Source organism: Sphingorhabdus sp., assembly GCF_044239005.1.
Taxonomy (GTDB): domain Bacteria; phylum Pseudomonadota; class Alphaproteobacteria; order Sphingomonadales; family Sphingomonadaceae; genus Sphingorhabdus_B.
In genome coordinates this window covers 1-16,975 of record NZ_JBIICH010000035.1, presented here as the reverse complement: position 1 = coordinate 16,975, position 16,975 = coordinate 1, and the positions used below count along the sequence as shown (strand labels likewise).

At 56.3% G+C, this 16,975-nt stretch carries 16 protein-coding genes; 10 read left to right on the top strand and 6 right to left on the bottom strand.

Going from position 1 to position 16,975, the window contains the following annotated elements; translation table 11 throughout:
• Nucleotides 1–55 precede the first annotated feature (55 nt).
• Genes ACILQA_RS04485 through ACILQA_RS04475 form a run of 3 tightly spaced genes read left to right on the top strand, consistent with a single transcriptional unit; the run spans nucleotide 56 to nucleotide 2,357 of the window.
• Entirely contained in the window at nucleotides 56–901 is an 846-nt protein-coding gene (locus ACILQA_RS04485) for a pseudouridine synthase (RefSeq protein WP_324477307.1), read from the top strand.
• Nucleotides 901–1,455 (top strand): 16S rRNA (guanine(966)-N(2))-methyltransferase RsmD, encoded by a 555-nt coding sequence (gene rsmD / locus ACILQA_RS04480; RefSeq protein WP_395628603.1) that lies wholly within the window; start codon nucleotides 901–903, stop codon nucleotides 1,453–1,455. The genes ACILQA_RS04485 and rsmD overlap by 1 nt, the downstream gene beginning before the upstream one ends.
• Entirely contained in the window at nucleotides 1,452–2,357 is a 906-nt protein-coding gene (locus ACILQA_RS04475) for a DMT family transporter (RefSeq protein WP_395628602.1), read from the top strand. The genes rsmD and ACILQA_RS04475 overlap by 4 nt, the downstream gene beginning before the upstream one ends.
• On the opposite strand, the gene ACILQA_RS04470 is transcribed toward ACILQA_RS04475, so the two are convergent.
• Nucleotides 2,340–3,623, bottom strand: coding sequence for an MFS transporter (locus ACILQA_RS04470; RefSeq protein ID WP_395628601.1), 1,284 nt, complete (start codon nucleotides 3,621–3,623; stop codon nucleotides 2,340–2,342). The genes ACILQA_RS04475 and ACILQA_RS04470 overlap by 18 nt on opposite strands.
• Before the next feature lie 103 nt (nucleotides 3,624–3,726).
• Between ACILQA_RS04470 and ACILQA_RS04465 the strand changes: the two genes are divergently transcribed.
• The 4 genes from ACILQA_RS04465 (at nucleotide 3,727) to cysK (ending at nucleotide 9,540) form a co-directional block, all read left to right on the top strand.
• A complete protein-coding gene (locus tag ACILQA_RS04465) occupies nucleotides 3,727–6,015 on the top strand; it encodes an ATP-dependent helicase (RefSeq protein ID WP_395628605.1) in 2,289 nt (762 codons plus the stop codon).
• A 46-nt stretch (nucleotides 6,016–6,061) separates the two neighbouring features.
• Nucleotides 6,062–7,207, top strand: a complete 1,146-nt coding sequence (locus ACILQA_RS04460; protein ID WP_395628600.1) for an aspartyl/asparaginyl beta-hydroxylase domain-containing protein — start codon at nucleotides 6,062–6,064, stop codon at nucleotides 7,205–7,207.
• Nucleotides 7,208–7,294: 87 nt separating this feature from the next.
• On the top strand, nucleotides 7,295–8,623 hold the full coding sequence (locus ACILQA_RS04455) for an MFS transporter (protein ID WP_395628599.1): 1,329 nt from the start codon (nucleotides 7,295–7,297) through the stop codon (nucleotides 8,621–8,623).
• Nucleotides 8,620–9,540 carry a cysteine synthase A gene (gene cysK / locus ACILQA_RS04450; RefSeq protein ID WP_395628598.1) on the top strand — a complete coding sequence of 307 codons (921 nt, stop codon included), beginning with the start codon at nucleotides 8,620–8,622 and terminating at the stop codon, nucleotides 9,538–9,540. The genes ACILQA_RS04455 and cysK overlap by 4 nt, the downstream gene beginning before the upstream one ends.
• Nucleotides 9,541–9,603: 63 nt before the next feature.
• Here cysK and ACILQA_RS04445 read toward each other — a convergent pair whose 3' ends face one another.
• The 3 genes from ACILQA_RS04445 to ACILQA_RS04435 all read right to left on the bottom strand — a co-directional run bounded on the left by ACILQA_RS04445 (nucleotide 9,604) and on the right by ACILQA_RS04435 (nucleotide 12,780).
• Entirely contained in the window at nucleotides 9,604–11,403 is a 1,800-nt protein-coding gene (locus ACILQA_RS04445; protein WP_395628597.1) for an acyl-CoA dehydrogenase C-terminal domain-containing protein, read from the bottom strand.
• 31 nt (nucleotides 11,404–11,434) lie between these two features.
• A complete protein-coding gene (locus ACILQA_RS04440; RefSeq protein ID WP_183940368.1) occupies nucleotides 11,435–11,887 on the bottom strand; it encodes a MerR family DNA-binding transcriptional regulator in 453 nt (150 codons plus the stop codon).
• Nucleotides 11,888–11,985: 98 nt separating this feature from the next.
• The gene (locus ACILQA_RS04435; protein WP_395628596.1) at nucleotides 11,986–12,780 is read right to left on the bottom strand and encodes a L,D-transpeptidase family protein; all 795 of its coding nucleotides are present in this window, start codon (nucleotides 12,778–12,780) and stop codon (nucleotides 11,986–11,988) included.
• On the opposite strand from ACILQA_RS04435, the gene ACILQA_RS04430 reads away from it, so the two are divergent.
• Nucleotides 12,779–13,609: a murein L,D-transpeptidase catalytic domain family protein gene (locus tag ACILQA_RS04430; protein WP_395628595.1), complete on the top strand. Its 831-nt coding sequence runs from the start codon at nucleotides 12,779–12,781 to the stop codon at nucleotides 13,607–13,609. The two genes, ACILQA_RS04435 and ACILQA_RS04430, sit on opposite strands and share 2 nt — an antisense overlap.
• Before the next feature lie 201 nt (nucleotides 13,610–13,810).
• Here ACILQA_RS04430 and ACILQA_RS04425 read toward each other — a convergent pair whose 3' ends face one another.
• Both ACILQA_RS04425 and ACILQA_RS04420 read right to left on the bottom strand, forming a co-directional pair.
• Nucleotides 13,811–14,461, bottom strand: a complete 651-nt coding sequence (locus ACILQA_RS04425) for a histidine phosphotransferase family protein (protein WP_395628594.1) — start codon at nucleotides 14,459–14,461, stop codon at nucleotides 13,811–13,813.
• 64 nt (nucleotides 14,462–14,525) lie between these two features.
• Nucleotides 14,526–14,933 (bottom strand): Mov34/MPN/PAD-1 family protein, encoded by a 408-nt coding sequence (locus ACILQA_RS04420; protein WP_395628593.1) that lies wholly within the window; start codon nucleotides 14,931–14,933, stop codon nucleotides 14,526–14,528.
• A 16-nt stretch (nucleotides 14,934–14,949) separates the two neighbouring features.
• On the opposite strand from ACILQA_RS04420, the gene ACILQA_RS04415 reads away from it, so the two are divergent.
• Entirely contained in the window at nucleotides 14,950–15,891 is a 942-nt protein-coding gene (locus tag ACILQA_RS04415; protein ID WP_395628604.1) for an RluA family pseudouridine synthase, read from the top strand.
• Between the two features lie 72 nt (nucleotides 15,892–15,963).
• Nucleotides 15,964–16,869, top strand: a complete 906-nt coding sequence (gene rpoH / locus ACILQA_RS04410; RefSeq protein WP_324476873.1) for an RNA polymerase sigma factor RpoH — start codon at nucleotides 15,964–15,966, stop codon at nucleotides 16,867–16,869.
• Nucleotides 16,870–16,975: the final 106 nt, after the last annotated feature.

The window sequence follows — 16,975 nt, the reverse complement described above, 5'->3', positions numbered from 1 at the left end:
GGCATTTTCCTGAATGGCCAGTGACTTTTGAAGCAACATGCGTCAAAGGCGCTTTATGGTAAAACCTCCTTCAAAAGCCCCTGCCCGTCCAGCCAAGCCACCGCGCCTGCGTTGGGACAGCAAACCCGTCCGTAAGCCCAACCCGAACGCCGCGCCAAGCAAGGGTGCGTTGGAGCGTAAGGATGGCGAAGAACGCATCGCAAAGCTGCTCGCGCGCGCGGGTGTCGCGTCGCGTCGCGAAATCGAACGCATGATTGCCGATGGCCGTGTGACGTTGAATGATGAGAAGGTCGAAACCCCTGCAACATTGCTGAAATCGCTGCGCGGTGTGGCTGTGGATGGCAAGGCAGTGGGCCAACCTGCGCCGACACAATTGTACATGTTCCATAAGCCGGAAGGCTGCCTGACGGCCGAACGCGACTTTAGCGGGCGTAAGACGATTTACGACGTTCTACCTAAAGACCTGCCGCGCCTTATGCCCATTGGCCGTTTGGATTTGAACACAGAAGGCTTGCTGCTGCTCACCAATGACGGCGAATTCAAACGCCAGATGGAATTACCGTCAACTGGCGTGGAGCGGACATATCGCGCACGCTGCTTTGGTGACGTCAGTCAGGAACAGCTCGAAGAGCTGATCCACGGTATTGAAATTGAAGGCGTCAAATATGGCAAAATCGACGCCAATCTGGAGCGTCGGACGGGCCGCAATGGTTGGGTTGAAATGACGCTGACCGAGGGCAAGAACCGCGAAGTGCGCCGTGTCCTTGAACATCTTGGACTCGAAGTCAGCCGCCTAATCCGCACGCGCTATGGACCGTTCGTATTGGGCGAGCTTGCACCCGGCACTGTCGGCGAAGTGCGCCGCGTTGACCTCATCGAATTTCGAAAGACATTGAAATAATGCGGATCATTTCGGGGGAGTGGCGTTCACGTCCGTTGGTGGCGCCCAAGGGTGATACGACAAGGCCAACCGCCGATCGTACGCGTGAGACATTGTTTTCCATGCTCACCAGTCGGCTGGGTTCATTCGAAGATTTGCGGGTGCTCGACCTGTTTGCAGGCTCAGGCGCGCTGGGGCTTGAGGCTTTGTCACGCGGCGCGGCGCATTGCACCTTTGTCGAGCAGGACCATCTCGCACTTGATGCGCTTGAAAAGAATATCGCAAAGCTCGGCGGCAAAGACCGATGCGATGTCCGCAAATCATCGGTACTGTCGATGGGCAGCGCCCTGAAGCCCGCGGACATCGTCCTGATGGACCCACCCTATTTGAGTGGCGCTGGGTCGGTAGCGCTCGACAAGCTTGGCCGCTTTGGATGGTTCGCACCCTCCGCATGGATTAGCGTCGAGACCAGCATCAAAGAGGATGTCGAGGTCAAGGGCTTCACTGTCGATACCGTGCGCAATGTCGGCAAGGCACGGATCACATTGCTGCGTCCGGATCATGAACAGGCATGAAAGCCGCGCCAAAACTTGACGGCACCGGTTGGTGGCTGATCGGCATACTTTCGATTCTTTGGGGCGGTTCCTTTGTCATGATCGAAATCGGTCTGCGCAGCTATCCGCCGCTCACCCTTGCCTTTGCACGTGTCGCATTGGCGGTGCCGCCGATGATGCTGGCGATACGCTTCATGGGGGAGCGCCTGCCAAGCGAGCCGCGCATCTGGATGTTGTTGACGGTTGTGGGCGCGTTGAACTGCGCGCTGCCATTCTCTCTGTTTTTCTGGGGACAGCAATATCTCGATAGCGGCTACGCCTCGATCCTAAATGCCACAACCCCGCTTTGGGGCGTCATCGCCGCGCATTTTCTCACCAGCGATGAAAAGGCGACACCGGCGCGCATTTTTGGTGTCCTTGTCGGCTTGGCGGGTATCATTGTCATGGTTGGACCTTCGGCTATGAAAGGCCTTACCCACAATTTGCTCGCGCAAATCGCCTGTCTTGTCTCCACACTGCTTTACAGTTTTGCCGCAATTTACGGACGCCGGCTTTCGCAAAGCGCGCTGACCCCAATGGCCGTCGCAACCGGTCAGACGATTATGGCGGCGCTATTGATGTTGCCGATCATGCTGCTGGTTGACCAGCCTTGGAACATGGCGATGCCCAGGCTCGATGCGACGATAGCCGCACTGATGCTTGCGCTGATATCCACTGCGCTTGCCTACACGCTCTACTTCCGCCTAATCGACCGTTCAGGCGCTTCCAATGCCCAGCTTGTTGCCTTTCTCATGCCTTTGTTCGCAGTGATCCTGGGCAGTCTGTTGCTCAACGAAAAGCTGTCAGCGGGCCAAGCCGGCGGCGCCGTGTTGATTGCCGCCGGTCTTGTGATCCTAGACGGGCGGCTATTTCGCCGGGCGTAGCATCCAAAGCCCGGCAAGGCTGAACAGCGCAATAGCAGCAAGATAATAGCCGACATATTCGAGGCCTGATTCCGATAGTTTCAAAGCGATGTTAGGGGCCAGCGCGCCACCCAATATCCCCGCTGCGTTGAAGCAGATCGATGCGCCCGTATAGCGCACCCGCGCAGCGAACAGCCCCGGCAGCCATGCGCCAAGTGGTCCGTAAACCAGCCCCATCACAAAGAGCAGCAGCGAAAGATACATGCCGGTGAGCATCAGATCACCGCTGCCCAGCCATGGTCCGGTTGTGAAACTTGCGCCAACCAGCGCAACGCATCCAATCGCCAGCACCCGGGCCGGGCTGGTCCGATCGGCCCAGTAACCCGAAACAATGATACCAGCGGCCATGAACAGGATCGAGATCAGCTGGATGCCTAGAAAAGCCTCGCGCGCGATGCCCAATGTGGTTGTGCCATAGCCGAGCGCGAAAGCGGTCGAGAGATAGAAGATAGCAAAGCAGGCGATCGCCGCAAATGTGCCGCCGAACAGTTGGCGTGGGTGCGTGCGCACAACCTCTGCCATCGGAACGCGCGGCGGCGGAGCCTCTTCCAGTGCTGCGGCAAACGCTGGCGTTTCGGTCAAACGAAGGCGGACCCACAAACCAATGCCGACCAGAAGCGCGCTCAACAAAAATGGAATGCGCCAGCCCCATTCACGGAAATCGGAATCGCTGAGTATGAGGCCAAGTATCAGGAACAGGCCGTTCGAAAGGATGAAACCCACAGGCGCGCCGAGTTGCGGGAACATTCCATAGCGCGCGACCTTGCCCTTGGGTGCATTTTCAACCGCCAGCAACGCTGCTCCGCCCCATTCGCCGCCAAGTCCAAAGCCCTGACCGAAACGCAAAAGGCATAGCAGCGCCGGCGCGATCCAACCGGCAACGGCGTAGGTCGGCAGCAGCGCAATCAGAAAAGTCGATACGCCCATGATCATCAACGACCAGACAAGCGTTGCCTTGCGCCCGATGCGGTCGCCATAGTGACCAAATACCAGCGCGCCAACCGGCCGGGCGATAAAGGCCAACGCAAAGGTCAGCCAGCTTTGCAGCAACTGAGCCTCCGGGCTCGACTGCGGGAAGAATAGCGGGCCAAAGACCAGCGAAGCGGCCGTTGCGAAAATATAAAAATCATAGAATTCGACAGCCGTTCCGGCCATGGCCGCGCCAAGAATCCGACGATGCGACGGTTCAGGCGCGGTTGCGGCTTCACCTGCGTTGGTGGTTGTCATTGTGCGTCCCTCCTGTCTCGCATTTCTGCTGGCACTGACGGCGGCGAAAGGAAAGCGGAAAAGTGCATTGCCCTTCGATGATCTGTTCCCTAATCGTTCGCACGTGAATCACCCCTTCCCCGCCCCGACGCCGCCTTGGTTGGACGGTTTGAACGCGCCGCAGCGCGAAGCCGTTTTAACCACCGAAGGCCCCGTACTTCTGCTGGCCGGAGCGGGCACAGGCAAAACGGCCGCATTAACGGCACGTATGGCGCAGATTTTGTACACGCGCCTTGCATGGCCGTCCGAAATTCTCGCCGTGACCTTCACCAACAAAGCCGCGCGTGAAATGCGCGAGCGTATTGGCGCAATGGTCGGTTCCGCAGTGGAAGGGATGCCGTGGCTTGGTACGTTCCACAGCATTGGCGCAAAGCTGCTTCGCCGCCATGCCGAAATAATCGGGCTACAGAGCAATTTCACGATTATCGACACCGATGATCAGATCAGATTGCTCAAGCAGCTGATCCAGTCAGAAGATTTGGACGAGAAACGATTTCCGGCGCGCGGGCTTGCCGCATTGTTGGACAAATGGAAAAACGCGGGCAAGTCACCGGCCGATTTGGACGCTGGTGATAATGAGGCTTTCGCCAATGGAAAGGGCCAACGGATGTACGCGCTCTATCAGGCGCGTCTGCTTGCCCTGAACGCGTGCGACTTTGGCGATTTGTTGCTGCACGGCCTGAATCTGTTGAAGAACAACCGCGATATCCTCGAAAAATATCAGGCCCAGTTTAAATATATTCTCGTCGACGAATATCAGGACACGAACGCCGTCCAATATCTCTGGCTTCGCCTGCTCGCACAGAAGCGCAAAAATATTTGCTGCGTCGGTGACGATGACCAAAGCATTTATTCGTGGCGCGGCGCAGAGGTTGCCAACATCCTGCGTTTTGAAAAAGACTTCCCGGGCGCGAAGACGATTAAGCTCGAACAGAATTATCGCAGCACGCCGCATATTTTGGCCGCCGCCTCTGGCCTCATCGATGCTAACAGCACCCGGCTCGGCAAGACATTGTGGACGGAACTCGACGATGGGGAAAAGGTCCGCATCATCGGTGTGTGGGACGGTCCAGAAGAAGCCCGCCGTGTCGGCGAAGAAATTGAAGCATTGCAATATAAAGGCGAGAGCCTCGACAGCGTCGCTATACTCGTGCGCGCGCAGCACCAAACACGTGAATTCGAAGACCGCTTCATACAAATCGGCGTTAACTACCGGATAGTCGGTGGTTTTCGCTTTTACGAACGCGCCGAAATTCGCGATGCCATTGCCTATTTGCGTATCGTAAACCAGCCGGCCGACGACTTGGCGTTCGAACGTATCGTCAACGTGCCCAAACGCGGCATCGGCGACAAAGCCGTCGAGAAAATCCACATTGTTGCCCGCGCCGAGCGCGCCCCGCTTTCGGTCGCCGCCGCGCGATTGGTTGGAACCGATGAGCTAACCGGCAAGGCCCGCAAGTCGCTCGCCGATTTGGTGGTCGATATCGCCCGCTGGCGCGACGAAGCGGCGCACATGTCGCCAGCGAACCTGACGCGGCTGATCATGGATGAATGCGGCTATACGGCGGTGTTGCAGGCAGAACGCAGTACCGAAGCATCGGCCCGCCTCGAAAACCTAAGCGAGCTTGCGCGCGCGATGGAAGAATATGAAACGCTTGGCGAGTTTCTCGAACATGTCAGCCTGGTTATGGACAATGATCGCGGCGATACCGGTGCGCGCGTTACGATCATGACCATTCACGCCGCCAAGGGCCTTGAATATGACAATGTCTTCCTCGTCGGATGGGAGGAAGGGATATTCCCATCGCAACGTGCGCTTGATGAAGGCGGCCTTGCTTCGTTGGAGGAAGAACGCCGGCTGGCTTATGTTGCGATAACCCGCGCGAAACGCCGGTGCACCATCATCCATGCGGCAAACCGGCGCATTTACGGCCAATGGACCAGCAGCATTCCCAGCCGTTTTATTGAGGAACTGCCCCTTGACCATATTGAGGCCGAGCAGACCATGACCGGCGGCGCATCACTTTGGCGTGCCAACTGGAGCGAACAAACGGACCCGTTCGCGCATCTGGCGGCCGCCAACCAAGGCCGCAGCAATGCGCGTGGCCCGGGCTGGCAACGGGCAGCCACATCCGGCGGATTTAACCCGCGCCCACAGCGCATACCGGAAAATACCCGCAGCGCGGTCAGCCTTGGCAATAAAGGGCGGAGCGACCTCAGCATCGGCCTGCGCGTCTTTCACGAGAAATTCGGCTATGGCGAAATCGCGGAGATCGAAGGCAATAAGCTTGAGATCGAATTCGAACAGGCGGGCCGCAAACGGGTGATGGACAGTTTTGTAACGATCAGCTGACGTATCTACTCTGGTAATGCCTATCGCTTTGCGGTTATGGAAAGCCATGACTGCGGGGGCTGCACAAATCATATCGGACGCAAGAGCGGCGCTTGGCCGCCGCGACGCCGCTTCTGCAATGCGCTTGTTGTCGGAATTGCCGGACGCGCAGATGCCATGGCTCATGATGGCGCAAGCCTGTAGCCTAGCCGGAGATGCCAAGGCGGAGGAAGCTGCGTTGCAGCGTCAGTTGGAAATTGACCCGCGACATTTGCCAGCCTTAATTTTGTCGGGCGAGTTAAAGGCACGCTTGTGCGATGACCGGGCAGCAAATTCGTTCTTTCAAGCAGCGCTCAACCAAGCCGCGACGATGCCAGACGTGCCAGCATCCCTGCACCCCATGTTGAACCGCGCGCGCGATTTCATCGTGCACGTTCAGGCGAAATTCGAACAGCATTTGGTTGATGGACTGAAGCAAGCTGGTTTGCACCGCGACGGACGGGTTGGCACCGCAATCGACATGTTGCTCGGCAAAAAGCAGCTTTACGTGCAGCAGCCTTCGAGCTTTTATTTTCCTGAATTGCCGCAGCGACAATTTTACGAGCGTTCGGAATTTCCTTGGATCGCCGAAGTTGAAAATGCAGTGCCGGCGATGCAAGAGGAATTGCGCGCAGTGTTGGCCGATGGGCAAGACTTCGCGCCTTATGTCGAGGCGAGCAGTGACCGGCCAAGGGCGGCGAACCCGCTGATCAACGATCCAAGCTGGGGCGCGTTTTATTTCTGGCGTAACGGCGAAAAAGTTGGAGCCAACGCGTCGCGTTGTCCGGCGACGATGGCTGCGCTGGAATTGGCGCCGATGCCGCGTATCGATAAACGTTCGCCCATTGCCTTATGGTCATTGCTAAAACCCGGAACGCATATTCAACCGCATCACGGACTTTTGAACACAAGGTTGATTTGCCACATTCCGCTCATCGTTCCTGACGACTGCGCCATTCGCGTCGGCAACGAGACACGTGAATGGCGCACAGGCGAAGCGCTGATTTTTGATGACAGCTTCGAACATGAGGCGTGGAATAAAAGCACGGATACCCGCGTCATATTGTTATTCGAAATGTGGAAGCCGGAGATTTCTGCCGAGGAACAGGCCGCGCTCACCACCATTTTCGAGACGATCAACGACTATCAGGGCATGCCCGAAGATGCAGGATAATCGCTGGCCTCGTGAAAAGGCCGCTAGCGGCGTCATCAAAAATCTCCCCGTTGCCTTGGGCAACACCAGCCGATAGGCGCATGCATCATGTCTGACACGAACCCCAACATCCACCCGCTCAGCATCGCTGACTTCCGCTATTATTGGCTCGCACGCTTTATGGCGGTGCTGGCAACGATGGGGATGGTCGTCGTCATAGGTTACCAAGCCTATGACATCGCGCGCAGTGACTATGGCATGTCCATTCGCGAAGCATCGCTGCAGCTTGGATTGCTGGGCCTTGTACAATTCGTGCCGCTTGCGTTGTTGACCCCTGTTGCCGGATGGGCCGCAGACCGGTGGGAACGCCGGACAGTCGCCCGGCTGGCCAACAGCATCGACATGATGGTGGCGCTGGCGCTTGGTTGGTTCACTTATATCGATGGGCTTACCCTGCCCCTGCTTTTCCTGTTTGCTGCGATGCACGGCGTTGCCCGCGTATTTGTTGGACCATCAATGTCGGCGATCGCGCCCAACATTGTTCCACCGGCGTCATTGCCGCGCGCCATCGCACTGAGTTCAATCGCGTGGCAAGTCGGGTCCGTTTTTGGCCCGGCGGCAGGCGGGCTGATGTTCGCCGAAAGTGCGTCGCTGCCTTATTGGGTTTCGGCAGGTTTGATGTTTGCCGCCACCGTCAGCTTGAGCTGTGTGAAGCCAGTTCATCCGCCCCGTATGGAAAGAAAGATCCACCCCATAAGGCAAATGATTGATGGTCTGCGGTACACATGGTCCGAACGTTTTCTGCTGGGTGCCATCACGCTTGATCTATTTGCAGTCTTACTTGCAGGTGCCACCGCGATGCTGCCTGTGTATGCGCGTGATATCCTGATGGTCGGACCGGATGGTCTTGGCCAGTTGCGTGCCGCGCCAGCAATTGGGGCGTCCGTCGTTGCGCTTATGCTCGCGATCAGGCCATTACGCCACAATGTCGGCGCCAAAATGCTTTGGGCGGTCGTGGTCTTTGGCGTCGCAACGATTGGATTTGGCTTAAGCCATGAAATTGGCAGTCGTGTTTTTGGCGACGCGCGCATCGGTTTCCTGAACATGGGCGCCGGCATGGCGGTCGCGTTAATCTCACTCATCATCCTTGGCGCGTCAGACATGCTTTCGGTCTATGTCCGATCATCGTTGGTTCAGCTCAACACCCCAGATGAAATGCGCGGACGCGTCAGCTCGGTATCTGGCCTCGCCATTTCCGCCTCCAATGAACTGGGCGAACTTCAGTCCGGTGTGGCGGCGGCGGCCCTTGGACCTGTTGGCGCGGTTGTATTCGGCGGCGTTGGTGCCATATTGATCACTGGAATGTGGGCGCGGCTATTCCCCGAGCTTAAAAACGCCCGCACATTTGAACCACAATATAGAGGAAGCAATCCATGAAAGCCCAATCGATCCTCGAAACCATCGGCAACACTCCGCACATCCGGATGGGGCGCATGTTCCCCAATGCCGAAGTCTGGATCAAATCCGAACGGTCAAACCCCGGCGGTTCAATCAAGGACCGCATTGGTCTTGCCATGATCGAGGCAGCCGAGAAAGACGGCAGCCTGAAACCCGGCGGCACGATCATTGAACCGACGTCCGGAAATACTGGCGTTGGCCTTGCCATGGTCGCGGCGGTCAAGGGTTATAAGCTGATCCTCGTTATGCCAGAGTCCATGTCGCTGGAACGCCGGCGGCTTATGCTCGCTTATGGTGCCAGCTTCGACCTGACGCCGCGGGAAAAAGGCATGAAGGGTGCGATTGAACGTGCTTTGGAACTGGTGTCGCAGACCCCGGGTTCGTGGATGCCGCAGCAGTTTGAAAACCCAGCGAATATTGACGTCCATGTGCGCACCACATCGCAGGAAATATTAGCGGACTTTGCAGATACAACGATTGACGCCCTGATTACCGGTGTTGGCACCGGTGGCCACATCACGGGATGCGCAGAAGTGTTGAAGAAAGCCTGGCCCAATTTGAAGGTCTTTGCGGTGGAGCCCACTTTGTCCCCAGTGATCAGCGGTGGCCAGCCCGGACCGCATGCCATTCAGGGAATTGGCGCAGGGTTCATTCCCGCCAACCTGCACACCGCATTGTTGGATGGCGTCATTCAGGTCGACCCTGAAGTTGCCAAGGAAACCGCACGACGCGCCGCACGCGAAGAAGGGATGCTGGTCGGCATTTCATCCGGTGCGACACTTGCCGCCATCGCGCAGAAGCTGCCCGAATTGCCAGCGGGGTCACGTGTCCTTGGTTTCAGCTATGACACCGGCGAACGCTATTTATCGGTTCCCGACTTTTTGCCCGTCGACTAAACAAAAAATGCCGGGACATAATATCCCGGCATTTTTGTATCTGAGCATGAAACGGCTGAGCGGTTACGCAGCGGCGAACATCTCCGGCGACAAGGCCATTAACGCCTCACTGCCCGCTTCAATCTTGCGACGAAGCGCGCCGCAATCGGGCAGATAACGCTCCGCAAAATAGCGCGCGGTTACCAATTTGGTTGCGTAGAACGCCGCATTGCCAGTGCCTGCATCAAGCGCACGTTGCGCCGATTCCGCCATCCGCAGCCATTGAAGGCCAAGCGCCACGATGCCCATGATGTGCATGTAATGATGCGCACCCGCACCAATGTTGTTCGGATTGGCCATGCCATTTTGCATGAACCACATGGTCGATGCCTTCAAATCGCCACTGGCTTTTTCAAGACGGGTTGCGAAATCCGCGAGTGCCCCGCCCTTTGCGGCCGCACATTCCTCGTCGACAATCTTGAAGAGCGCCTGAATTGCCCGGCCGCCATTTTGCGCGAGCTTCCGGCCAACAAGGTCCATCGCCTGTACGCCGTTGGTGCCTTCGTAAATCATCGCGATACGGGCGTCGCGCACATATTGTTCCATGCCCCATTCGGCGATGTAGCCATGGCCGCCATAGACTTGCTGGGCATTCGTAGCGACTTCATAGCCCTTGTCAGTGCCATAGCCCTTGATGACGGGCGTTAGCAGCGACAACAGGTCGTCCGCCATCTGCCGTTCTTCCTCGGTTTGCGCATGGTGCAGCAAATCGGCTTGCAAGGCGCCCCATAGGCACAAGGCACGCATACCTTCTGTAAACGCCTTGGCATCCATCAACATGCGGCGCACATCGGGGTGCACGAACAGGGTGTCGGCTTTCTGCTCCAGATCCTGCGGACCGGTCAACGCGCGGCCCTGACGGCGATCTTGGGCATAATGCACGGCATTTTGGTAGGCGACTTCGGCAATACCAAGGCCTTGCTGGCCAACGCCCAGACGCGCGATGTTCATCATGATAAACATGGCCGCGAGGCCCTTATGTTCTTCGCCGACCAGATAACCCGTAGCACCGTCATAATTCATGACGCAGGTCGCATTGCCGTGAATGCCCATTTTATGTTCGATCGAACCACAGGACAGCGTGTTCCGCGCGCCAAGCGAGCCGTCATCATTGACCAGAAACTTTGGCACGATGAACAGCGAAATGCCTTTGACGCTGTCGGGTGCGCCGGGTGTTTTGGCCAAGACGAGGTGAATGATATTCTCGGTCAGGTCATGGTCGCCTGACGAGATGAAAATCTTGGTTCCGGAAACCGCATAGCTGCCATCTTCATTGGGCACAGCCTTTGTGCGGATGAGACCAAGGTCGGTTCCGCAATGCGGCTCGGTCAGGTTCATTGTCCCGCCCCATTTGCCCGAAATCATATTCGGCGCATATTTGGCTTTCTGTTCGTCGCTGCCTTTCACCAAGATCGCCGATACCGCTCCTTGGGTAAGCCCGGGATACATCGCGAACGCCATGTTTGAACTCGCCATAAGCTCTTCAAACGCCATGGAGACGATGTGCGGCATACCTTGACCGCCGAACTCCACGGGCGCTGATAATGTGCCCCAGCCGCCTTCGCAGTACAGCTTATAGGCTTCCTTAAAGCCATCAGGGGTGGTGACGCTGCCGTCTTCATGGCGGGTGCAGCCTTGCAAGTCGCCGACCTGGTTCAACGGGAACAGAACGCCCTCTACAAATTTGGCGCCTTCCGTCAGGATCGCGTCAACCATATCCGCGCTGGCATTTTCAAAGCCGGGCAGATTGGCGAAGCGTTCAACAGCCAATACTTCGTTGAGAATGAACTGCATATCGCGAACGGGGGCGGTGTAGCTTGGCATTTTCGATCCTTAATTGGCTGGAAATATCAAATTAGGCGGTGGCAGATTTGTCTGCGGCCTCGGCCTTTTCGACGGTTGAAACAAATTGGGTAAGCTCGTGAATAGCGCTTTCGATATCGTCACGCTGCGCCTTTAACAGATTTATCCTGTCGCGGCATTTTTCAATGGTCACGCGGCGTTGAATATTGCGGCCATCGTTCAGATCGTAAAGGTCAATCATTTCCCGAATTTCAGCAAGGCTAAAACCGACGCGCTTTGCACGCAATATCCACGCAAGCCGGGCGCGGTCGCGCTTGGAATAAATGCGGGCAAGCCCCAAACGTTCGGGTGAAATCAAGCCTTGGTCTTCGTAAAAGCGCAAGGCCCGCGCGGTTACATCAAACTCGCTCGAAAGATCCGAGATTGTGAATGAATCGCGGTTAAATGCGTCTGGCGTATCGATGGTCGCATCGGCCCGCCTTTCCTCGCGCGTAATTGATTCCATGGCGCCTTCCCTCTTGTGTGCACTAGCGTCACTACTTTACGTTAGCGTAAACGTCAATTGGCGAAGTTACCCCTGCCGCGGCGTAACATAGCCTGCGTTTACGTGCGCGTGTCGGGTTTTGGTGGCGAAGAAGGCGGGGTGACGGACGCGTCGGCCGACGGATCGCCGGTCATGGGTGCAGGCGCAGGGTCAACCATTGGTTCTGGCTTGGGCGGAGTCCGCTTTACCGGCGTCGATGTATCCTTCAATACCACCACTTCCTGATCCAGTGTCGTGACCGCGAACAATGATTTCGCAAATGCTAGTGGCAAGCGAATGCAGCCATGCGATGCTGGATATCCGGGTACATAGCCGCCGTGTATGGCAATCCCGTCCCATGTGAGCCGCTGCATATAAGGCATTGGGGCATTGCTATAGAGGTTGGATTTGTGATCGATATTTTTTTGCAAAATATTGAACGCACCAATGGGTGTTTCTTTGCCCTTTTTACCTGACGAGATCGTGCTGAAACCAATCAGCTTGTCATTCTGGAATACATAGACCCGCTGCGTATCCAGCACGACGACGATTTTCATCGGCCCCTCATAGCGGTCTTGCGGGATCCACACATATTGCCCGGGCTTAAGCGTATCCACTGGTCCCTTTTTCGGGACGGGCTTTGGCGCAGGTGCAATGAAGGGTGGTTTGATTGCAGGCGGGGTGATTACGGGTGGCGTAACAACCGGCGGCACCACCGGGTTTTCAGGGACCACAGCAGGGCTAGCCGGCATGTTCGAGGGCACATCATTGCCGGTTGGAGCACTGTTCTGCGCGGCGACAGCGCCGGGCACGCTCGCGAACAGCGCAAGCGCACACATGAGGTGCGATATCCGGATGCCCGCGTTCAATTTCATGGAATTGGCTTTAAACCCTCAAGATACAGCAACACGCTGCATTTCAGGCATCTTAGCAAACAACTCAGATGAATTCGATGTGAATTTCGCTGCAATTGGTAAAAACAACCTTGGGGCAATGAGGTTAACTGTCCTAGTTTTGCGTCGAAACGCCTCTGGGCCACTGTCGCTTGCAAACGTTCGTCCCTATCTCATTGTCATGATCATTGGTCGCAGACGTTTTATCCAATCCGCCATCGCCGGTGCCAGCTTGCTTGCTGCGCCCTCGACGGCGACAGATATCGTTTTCGCCCCGGGAACAGGCAGCAACAGCGCGGGGTCACCCTCGCCTTTATTGCTCAGCCGCGCCAAAGCCGCGCTGGACATGCATAAAAGCCGCATTCGCAATCACGACCTGATCGCTATTGCCGATTTTTCGAAACCGTCGCGCGACCCTCGTTTTTACGTCGTGGATTTGCGGAACGGTTCATCCGCGCACTATCTGGTGGCCCATGGGAAAGGGTCCGACCCTAGCCATAGCGGATGGGTCCAGAATTTCTCAAACGTTCATGGGTCCGAAGCGACATCAGCTGGCAGTTACCTCGTCAGCGATACCTATATCGGGCAATATGGCGAGTCTCGCCGCCTCATTGGTTTGGATCCGCAGAATGACCAAGCCGAAGCGCGCGCGATTGTTATTCATCCGGCATGGTATGTGAACAAATCTCTGATTCAAGATCAGGGCAAGATTGGTCGCAGCCAGGGTTGTTTTGCCTTCGCCAAAAATGACATCAACGTCATTTTGGAACGCGTGGCCCCCGGCTGCCTTCTATATGCGGATAAAGTTTAGGGTCAGGACCTATTAAATGCGCCTTCGCAGTTTGAGGCCATATTGTTCAGTGCAAGGCGGTAAGCGCCGGACTTAGTGGTTCTAAGTCCAAGCTTGCTAACGCAGCAATGGACAATGTGGGTCAAATCCGAAGGACGCCAAAATGGCTTCGATATCTTTGCCATTTTGACGCCGCGATGGTGCATTTAATAGGTCGTGACCCTAGGCCTGCGACGTGCGCACAAGTGCGCCGATGACGAGATGTTCGGCATCGGGCTCAGCGAGCTGGATCATCCCGCCGCCCTGCAGCGCAAGTGTGTGCGCCATCCAGGCCGCAGCGGTGCGGGAATCTATCATCGAGGCATCAAGCTTCCCCGTCAGCGCATCACGCACAGCGGAATCCATGACAATTTTCGGACCACTCGCCCGAATAACAATTTCCTGCTCGTTCAATCCTGCTTCAGCGCCCACGAATAAAGTGCCGCCACGCACCAGCGCTTCATTTGCCAACAGCACGAGGTTTAAAAGGATTTTGACCGCCCTTTTGGGCATCATCTGCGCAGGAACAGCCCATTCCAACGCCGTACGACCGCTTGAGGTTATCAGCGGCTCAATCACCATCCGCGCTTCTTTAGGGTCGACTTCTGAACCGAAACCGCCTGCAGCACCAAAGGCGAGGCGGAAAAACTTCAGCTTATCAGCCGCAGCCTTGGCGCTTTCCGCCAGCAAATCCATGCACCGTTGCCGCATTTCCGGATCATGCTCGTCGGCCAGCAACTCAAGGCCGTTATTCATGGCACCGACAGGGCTCAAAAGGTCATGACACAGACGCGAGCAAAGCAGGCTGGCAAAATCGATTTCCGTGTCGGACATTAAAAATGGTTCCTTGGGCTGACTTGCATATTGATGGCGGTCATGGACTGTGTTTTCACGCGATTCAACCCTCCACAATCAGCGGCACGGGGGTAAATCCTGTGACGTGAGCGCCAAGTGCGATGGGTTGCCATGCGGTAACCGCTCCCCCTGCAATGATGAGCCATATCTGACCATCGGGTGCGGCCTGCGCGATGTCAGACGCCGAAGGACACGCCAAGCCGTTCGGGTGCGAATGGAAATAGCCCAAAAGCGGCATGCCGCCTGCTCTGGCATCCTTATGGACGGCGATGAGTGCGGCGGGATCGATTTCAAAATTCCGTGACGGATCGGCGGCGACATTGGCGGTCCATTCCACGGCCATGACCTTTTGGTCCCTTCCACGCAACACACCACAACATTCATTTTGGCCGGCGTCCGCCGCCCAATGCAGAAGTTGTTTCTGGTCATTGCTTGATAAATGCAGGGGCATAACCCATGTGTATGCGATGGTTGGGGAAAATACCACATTTACAGGTGTTTTGGGCGAAGGAAGGCTCGACAGCGCGCTTGCAGCAGCGCTGCCGCAATTTTCGCGCGCCCGTATTCAGGCCCTGATCGCTGACGCAGCGTTGCGCATCAACGGACAAAGCTTCGTTGATGCCGGAAGCAAGAAAATGTCTGGGCAGCATTTTGAATTACATGTCCCTGCCCCCAAGCCGGACAAAGCAATCCCGCAAGATATTCTGCTCGACGTTGTTTATGAAGATGAACATCTGATCATCGTCAACAAACCCGCTGGATTGGTGGTGCACCCTGCCGCCGGGCATAGCGACGGAACATTGGTCAATGCGCTGCTGCACCATTGTCAGGGCAAGTTGTCCGGCATTGGCGGCGTTCAGCGGCCAGGTATCGTCCACCGTATCGATAAAGACACATCCGGGCTGTTGGTCGTAGCAAAAAGCGACGTCGCGCATGAGGGCCTGGCAAAATTGTTCGCCGCGCATGACATCGAACGCAAATATATCGCGATCGTCAGCGGCATCCCTGCCCCACCTGCGGGGACGGTGCGCACGCAAATCGGCCGGTCAACGACCAACCGTAAAAAAATGGCAGTGCTGCCCGATTCCAAGGGTAAGCATGCGGTCACGCATTTTCGCATGACGGAGGCATTTTCCAAAACCGCGGTCGTCGAATGCACGTTGGAAACGGGACGGACTCATCAAGTCCGCGTCCATATGGCCCACATCGGTCATCCACTAATCGGCGATAGCGTTTATTCTAATCGACAAAACCCCTACAGAATCGGACCAGATCAGGCTCCGTTCGACCGACAAGCATTGCATGCTGCCTCATTGGGGTTTATTCATCCGATATCCGGCGAAACTTTACGGTTCGAATGCGGTTTACCAGAGGATATGCAGCTTCTGTTAAGCCATTTGCGTATATAAAGTTTCAAAGGGAACGCTTTGCTAGCGGGTGCTTGATGAGGCCCGGTGGGAAGCACAATGAAAGAGGAAAACATGTCTGAGAAAAAGAATGTTCCGGCTACAATACCTGCCCTTGGGGGGGACGCGAGCCTAAACCGTTACCTAAGCGAAATCCGGAAGTTTCCGGTTTTGAAGCCTGAGCAAGAATATATGCTCGCCAAACGCTTTCAAGAACATGGCGATACCAAAGCTGCCGAGCAGCTCGTTACGTCACATCTTCGCCTCGTATCAAAAATTGCCATGGGCTATCGCGGCTACGGCCTGCCGGTGTCCGAGCTTATTTCCGAAGGCAATATCGGATTGATGCAAGGTGTGAAGAAATTCGATCCAGACCGCGGTTTCCGCCTCGCGACCTACGCGATGTGGTGGATTCGCGCGTCGATGCAGGAATTCATTCTGCGCAGTTGGAGCCTGGTCAAAATCGGCACGACCGCCGCGCAGAAAAAGCTGTTCTTCAACCTGCGCCGGATGAAAAACAACCTTCAGGCATTTGAAGATGGCGATCTGAACCAGGAAGCCTTGCGTAAAATTGCCACTGACCTTGGCGTGTCCGAGGAAGAAGTGAACAATATGAACCGCCGCATGGCGATGGGCGGTGACACGTCACTGAACGTCCCAATGCGCGAAGATGGCGATGGCCAGTGGCAGGATTGGTTGGTCGACGACACGCCATTGCAGGACGAGCGCGTTGCCGACGCACAAGAAGGCGACATGCGTCATGCCCTGCTCTCCGAAGCAATGGACAGCCTGAATGAACGCGAGAAGCATATTCTGACGCAGCGCAGGCTGATTGAAGAGCCGCAAACGCTCGAAGAGCTAAGCCAGACTTACAGCGTTAGCCGTGAGCGCGTGCGCCAGATTGAGGTGCGGGCATTTGAAAAGCTGCAAAAAGCAATGCTGCGGATTGCCGGCGAAAAGCGGTTACTGCTGACCATTTAATCCCATGTAAAAATAGATGACGGGCGGAGAACGCTGCGCTAGCTTTTGATAATGACAAAACCGAAGCGCTCGTTTTCCGCCCGTATCTTTCGTTCCAGCCTGAAAA

What these genes read in the sequence shown, in the direction of transcription:
- ACILQA_RS04475 (WP_395628602.1), top strand. Translation starts at nt 1,452, where the DNA reads ATGAAAGCCGCGCCAAAACTTGACGGCACCGGTTGGTGGCTGATCGGC.
- ACILQA_RS04460 (WP_395628600.1), top strand. Translation starts at nt 6,062, where the DNA reads ATGACTGCGGGGGCTGCACAAATCATATCGGACGCAAGAGCGGCGCTT.
- ACILQA_RS04430 (WP_395628595.1), top strand. Translation starts at nt 12,779, where the DNA reads ATGGAATTGGCTTTAAACCCTCAAGATACAGCAACACGCTGCATTTCA.
- ACILQA_RS04435 (WP_395628596.1), bottom strand. Translation starts at nt 12,780, where the DNA reads ATGAAATTGAACGCGGGCATCCGGATATCGCACCTCATGTGTGCGCTT.
- ACILQA_RS04420 (WP_395628593.1), bottom strand. Translation starts at nt 14,933, where the DNA reads ATGCCCCTGCATTTATCAAGCAATGACCAGAAACAACTTCTGCATTGG.
- ACILQA_RS04415 (WP_395628604.1), top strand. Translation starts at nt 14,950, where the DNA reads ATGGTTGGGGAAAATACCACATTTACAGGTGTTTTGGGCGAAGGAAGG.
- ACILQA_RS04445 (WP_395628597.1), bottom strand. Translation starts at nt 11,403, where the DNA reads ATGCCAAGCTACACCGCCCCCGTTCGCGATATGCAGTTCATTCTCAAC.
- rpoH (WP_324476873.1), top strand. Translation starts at nt 15,964, where the DNA reads ATGTCTGAGAAAAAGAATGTTCCGGCTACAATACCTGCCCTTGGGGGG.
- ACILQA_RS04440 (WP_183940368.1), bottom strand. Translation starts at nt 11,887, where the DNA reads ATGGAATCAATTACGCGCGAGGAAAGGCGGGCCGATGCGACCATCGAT.
- rsmD (WP_395628603.1), top strand. Translation starts at nt 901, where the DNA reads ATGCGGATCATTTCGGGGGAGTGGCGTTCACGTCCGTTGGTGGCGCCC.
- ACILQA_RS04425 (WP_395628594.1), bottom strand. Translation starts at nt 14,461, where the DNA reads ATGTCCGACACGGAAATCGATTTTGCCAGCCTGCTTTGCTCGCGTCTG.
- ACILQA_RS04485 (WP_324477307.1), top strand. Translation starts at nt 56, where the DNA reads ATGGTAAAACCTCCTTCAAAAGCCCCTGCCCGTCCAGCCAAGCCACCG.
- cysK (WP_395628598.1), top strand. Translation starts at nt 8,620, where the DNA reads ATGAAAGCCCAATCGATCCTCGAAACCATCGGCAACACTCCGCACATC.
- ACILQA_RS04470 (WP_395628601.1), bottom strand. Translation starts at nt 3,623, where the DNA reads ATGACAACCACCAACGCAGGTGAAGCCGCAACCGCGCCTGAACCGTCG.
- ACILQA_RS04455 (WP_395628599.1), top strand. Translation starts at nt 7,295, where the DNA reads ATGTCTGACACGAACCCCAACATCCACCCGCTCAGCATCGCTGACTTC.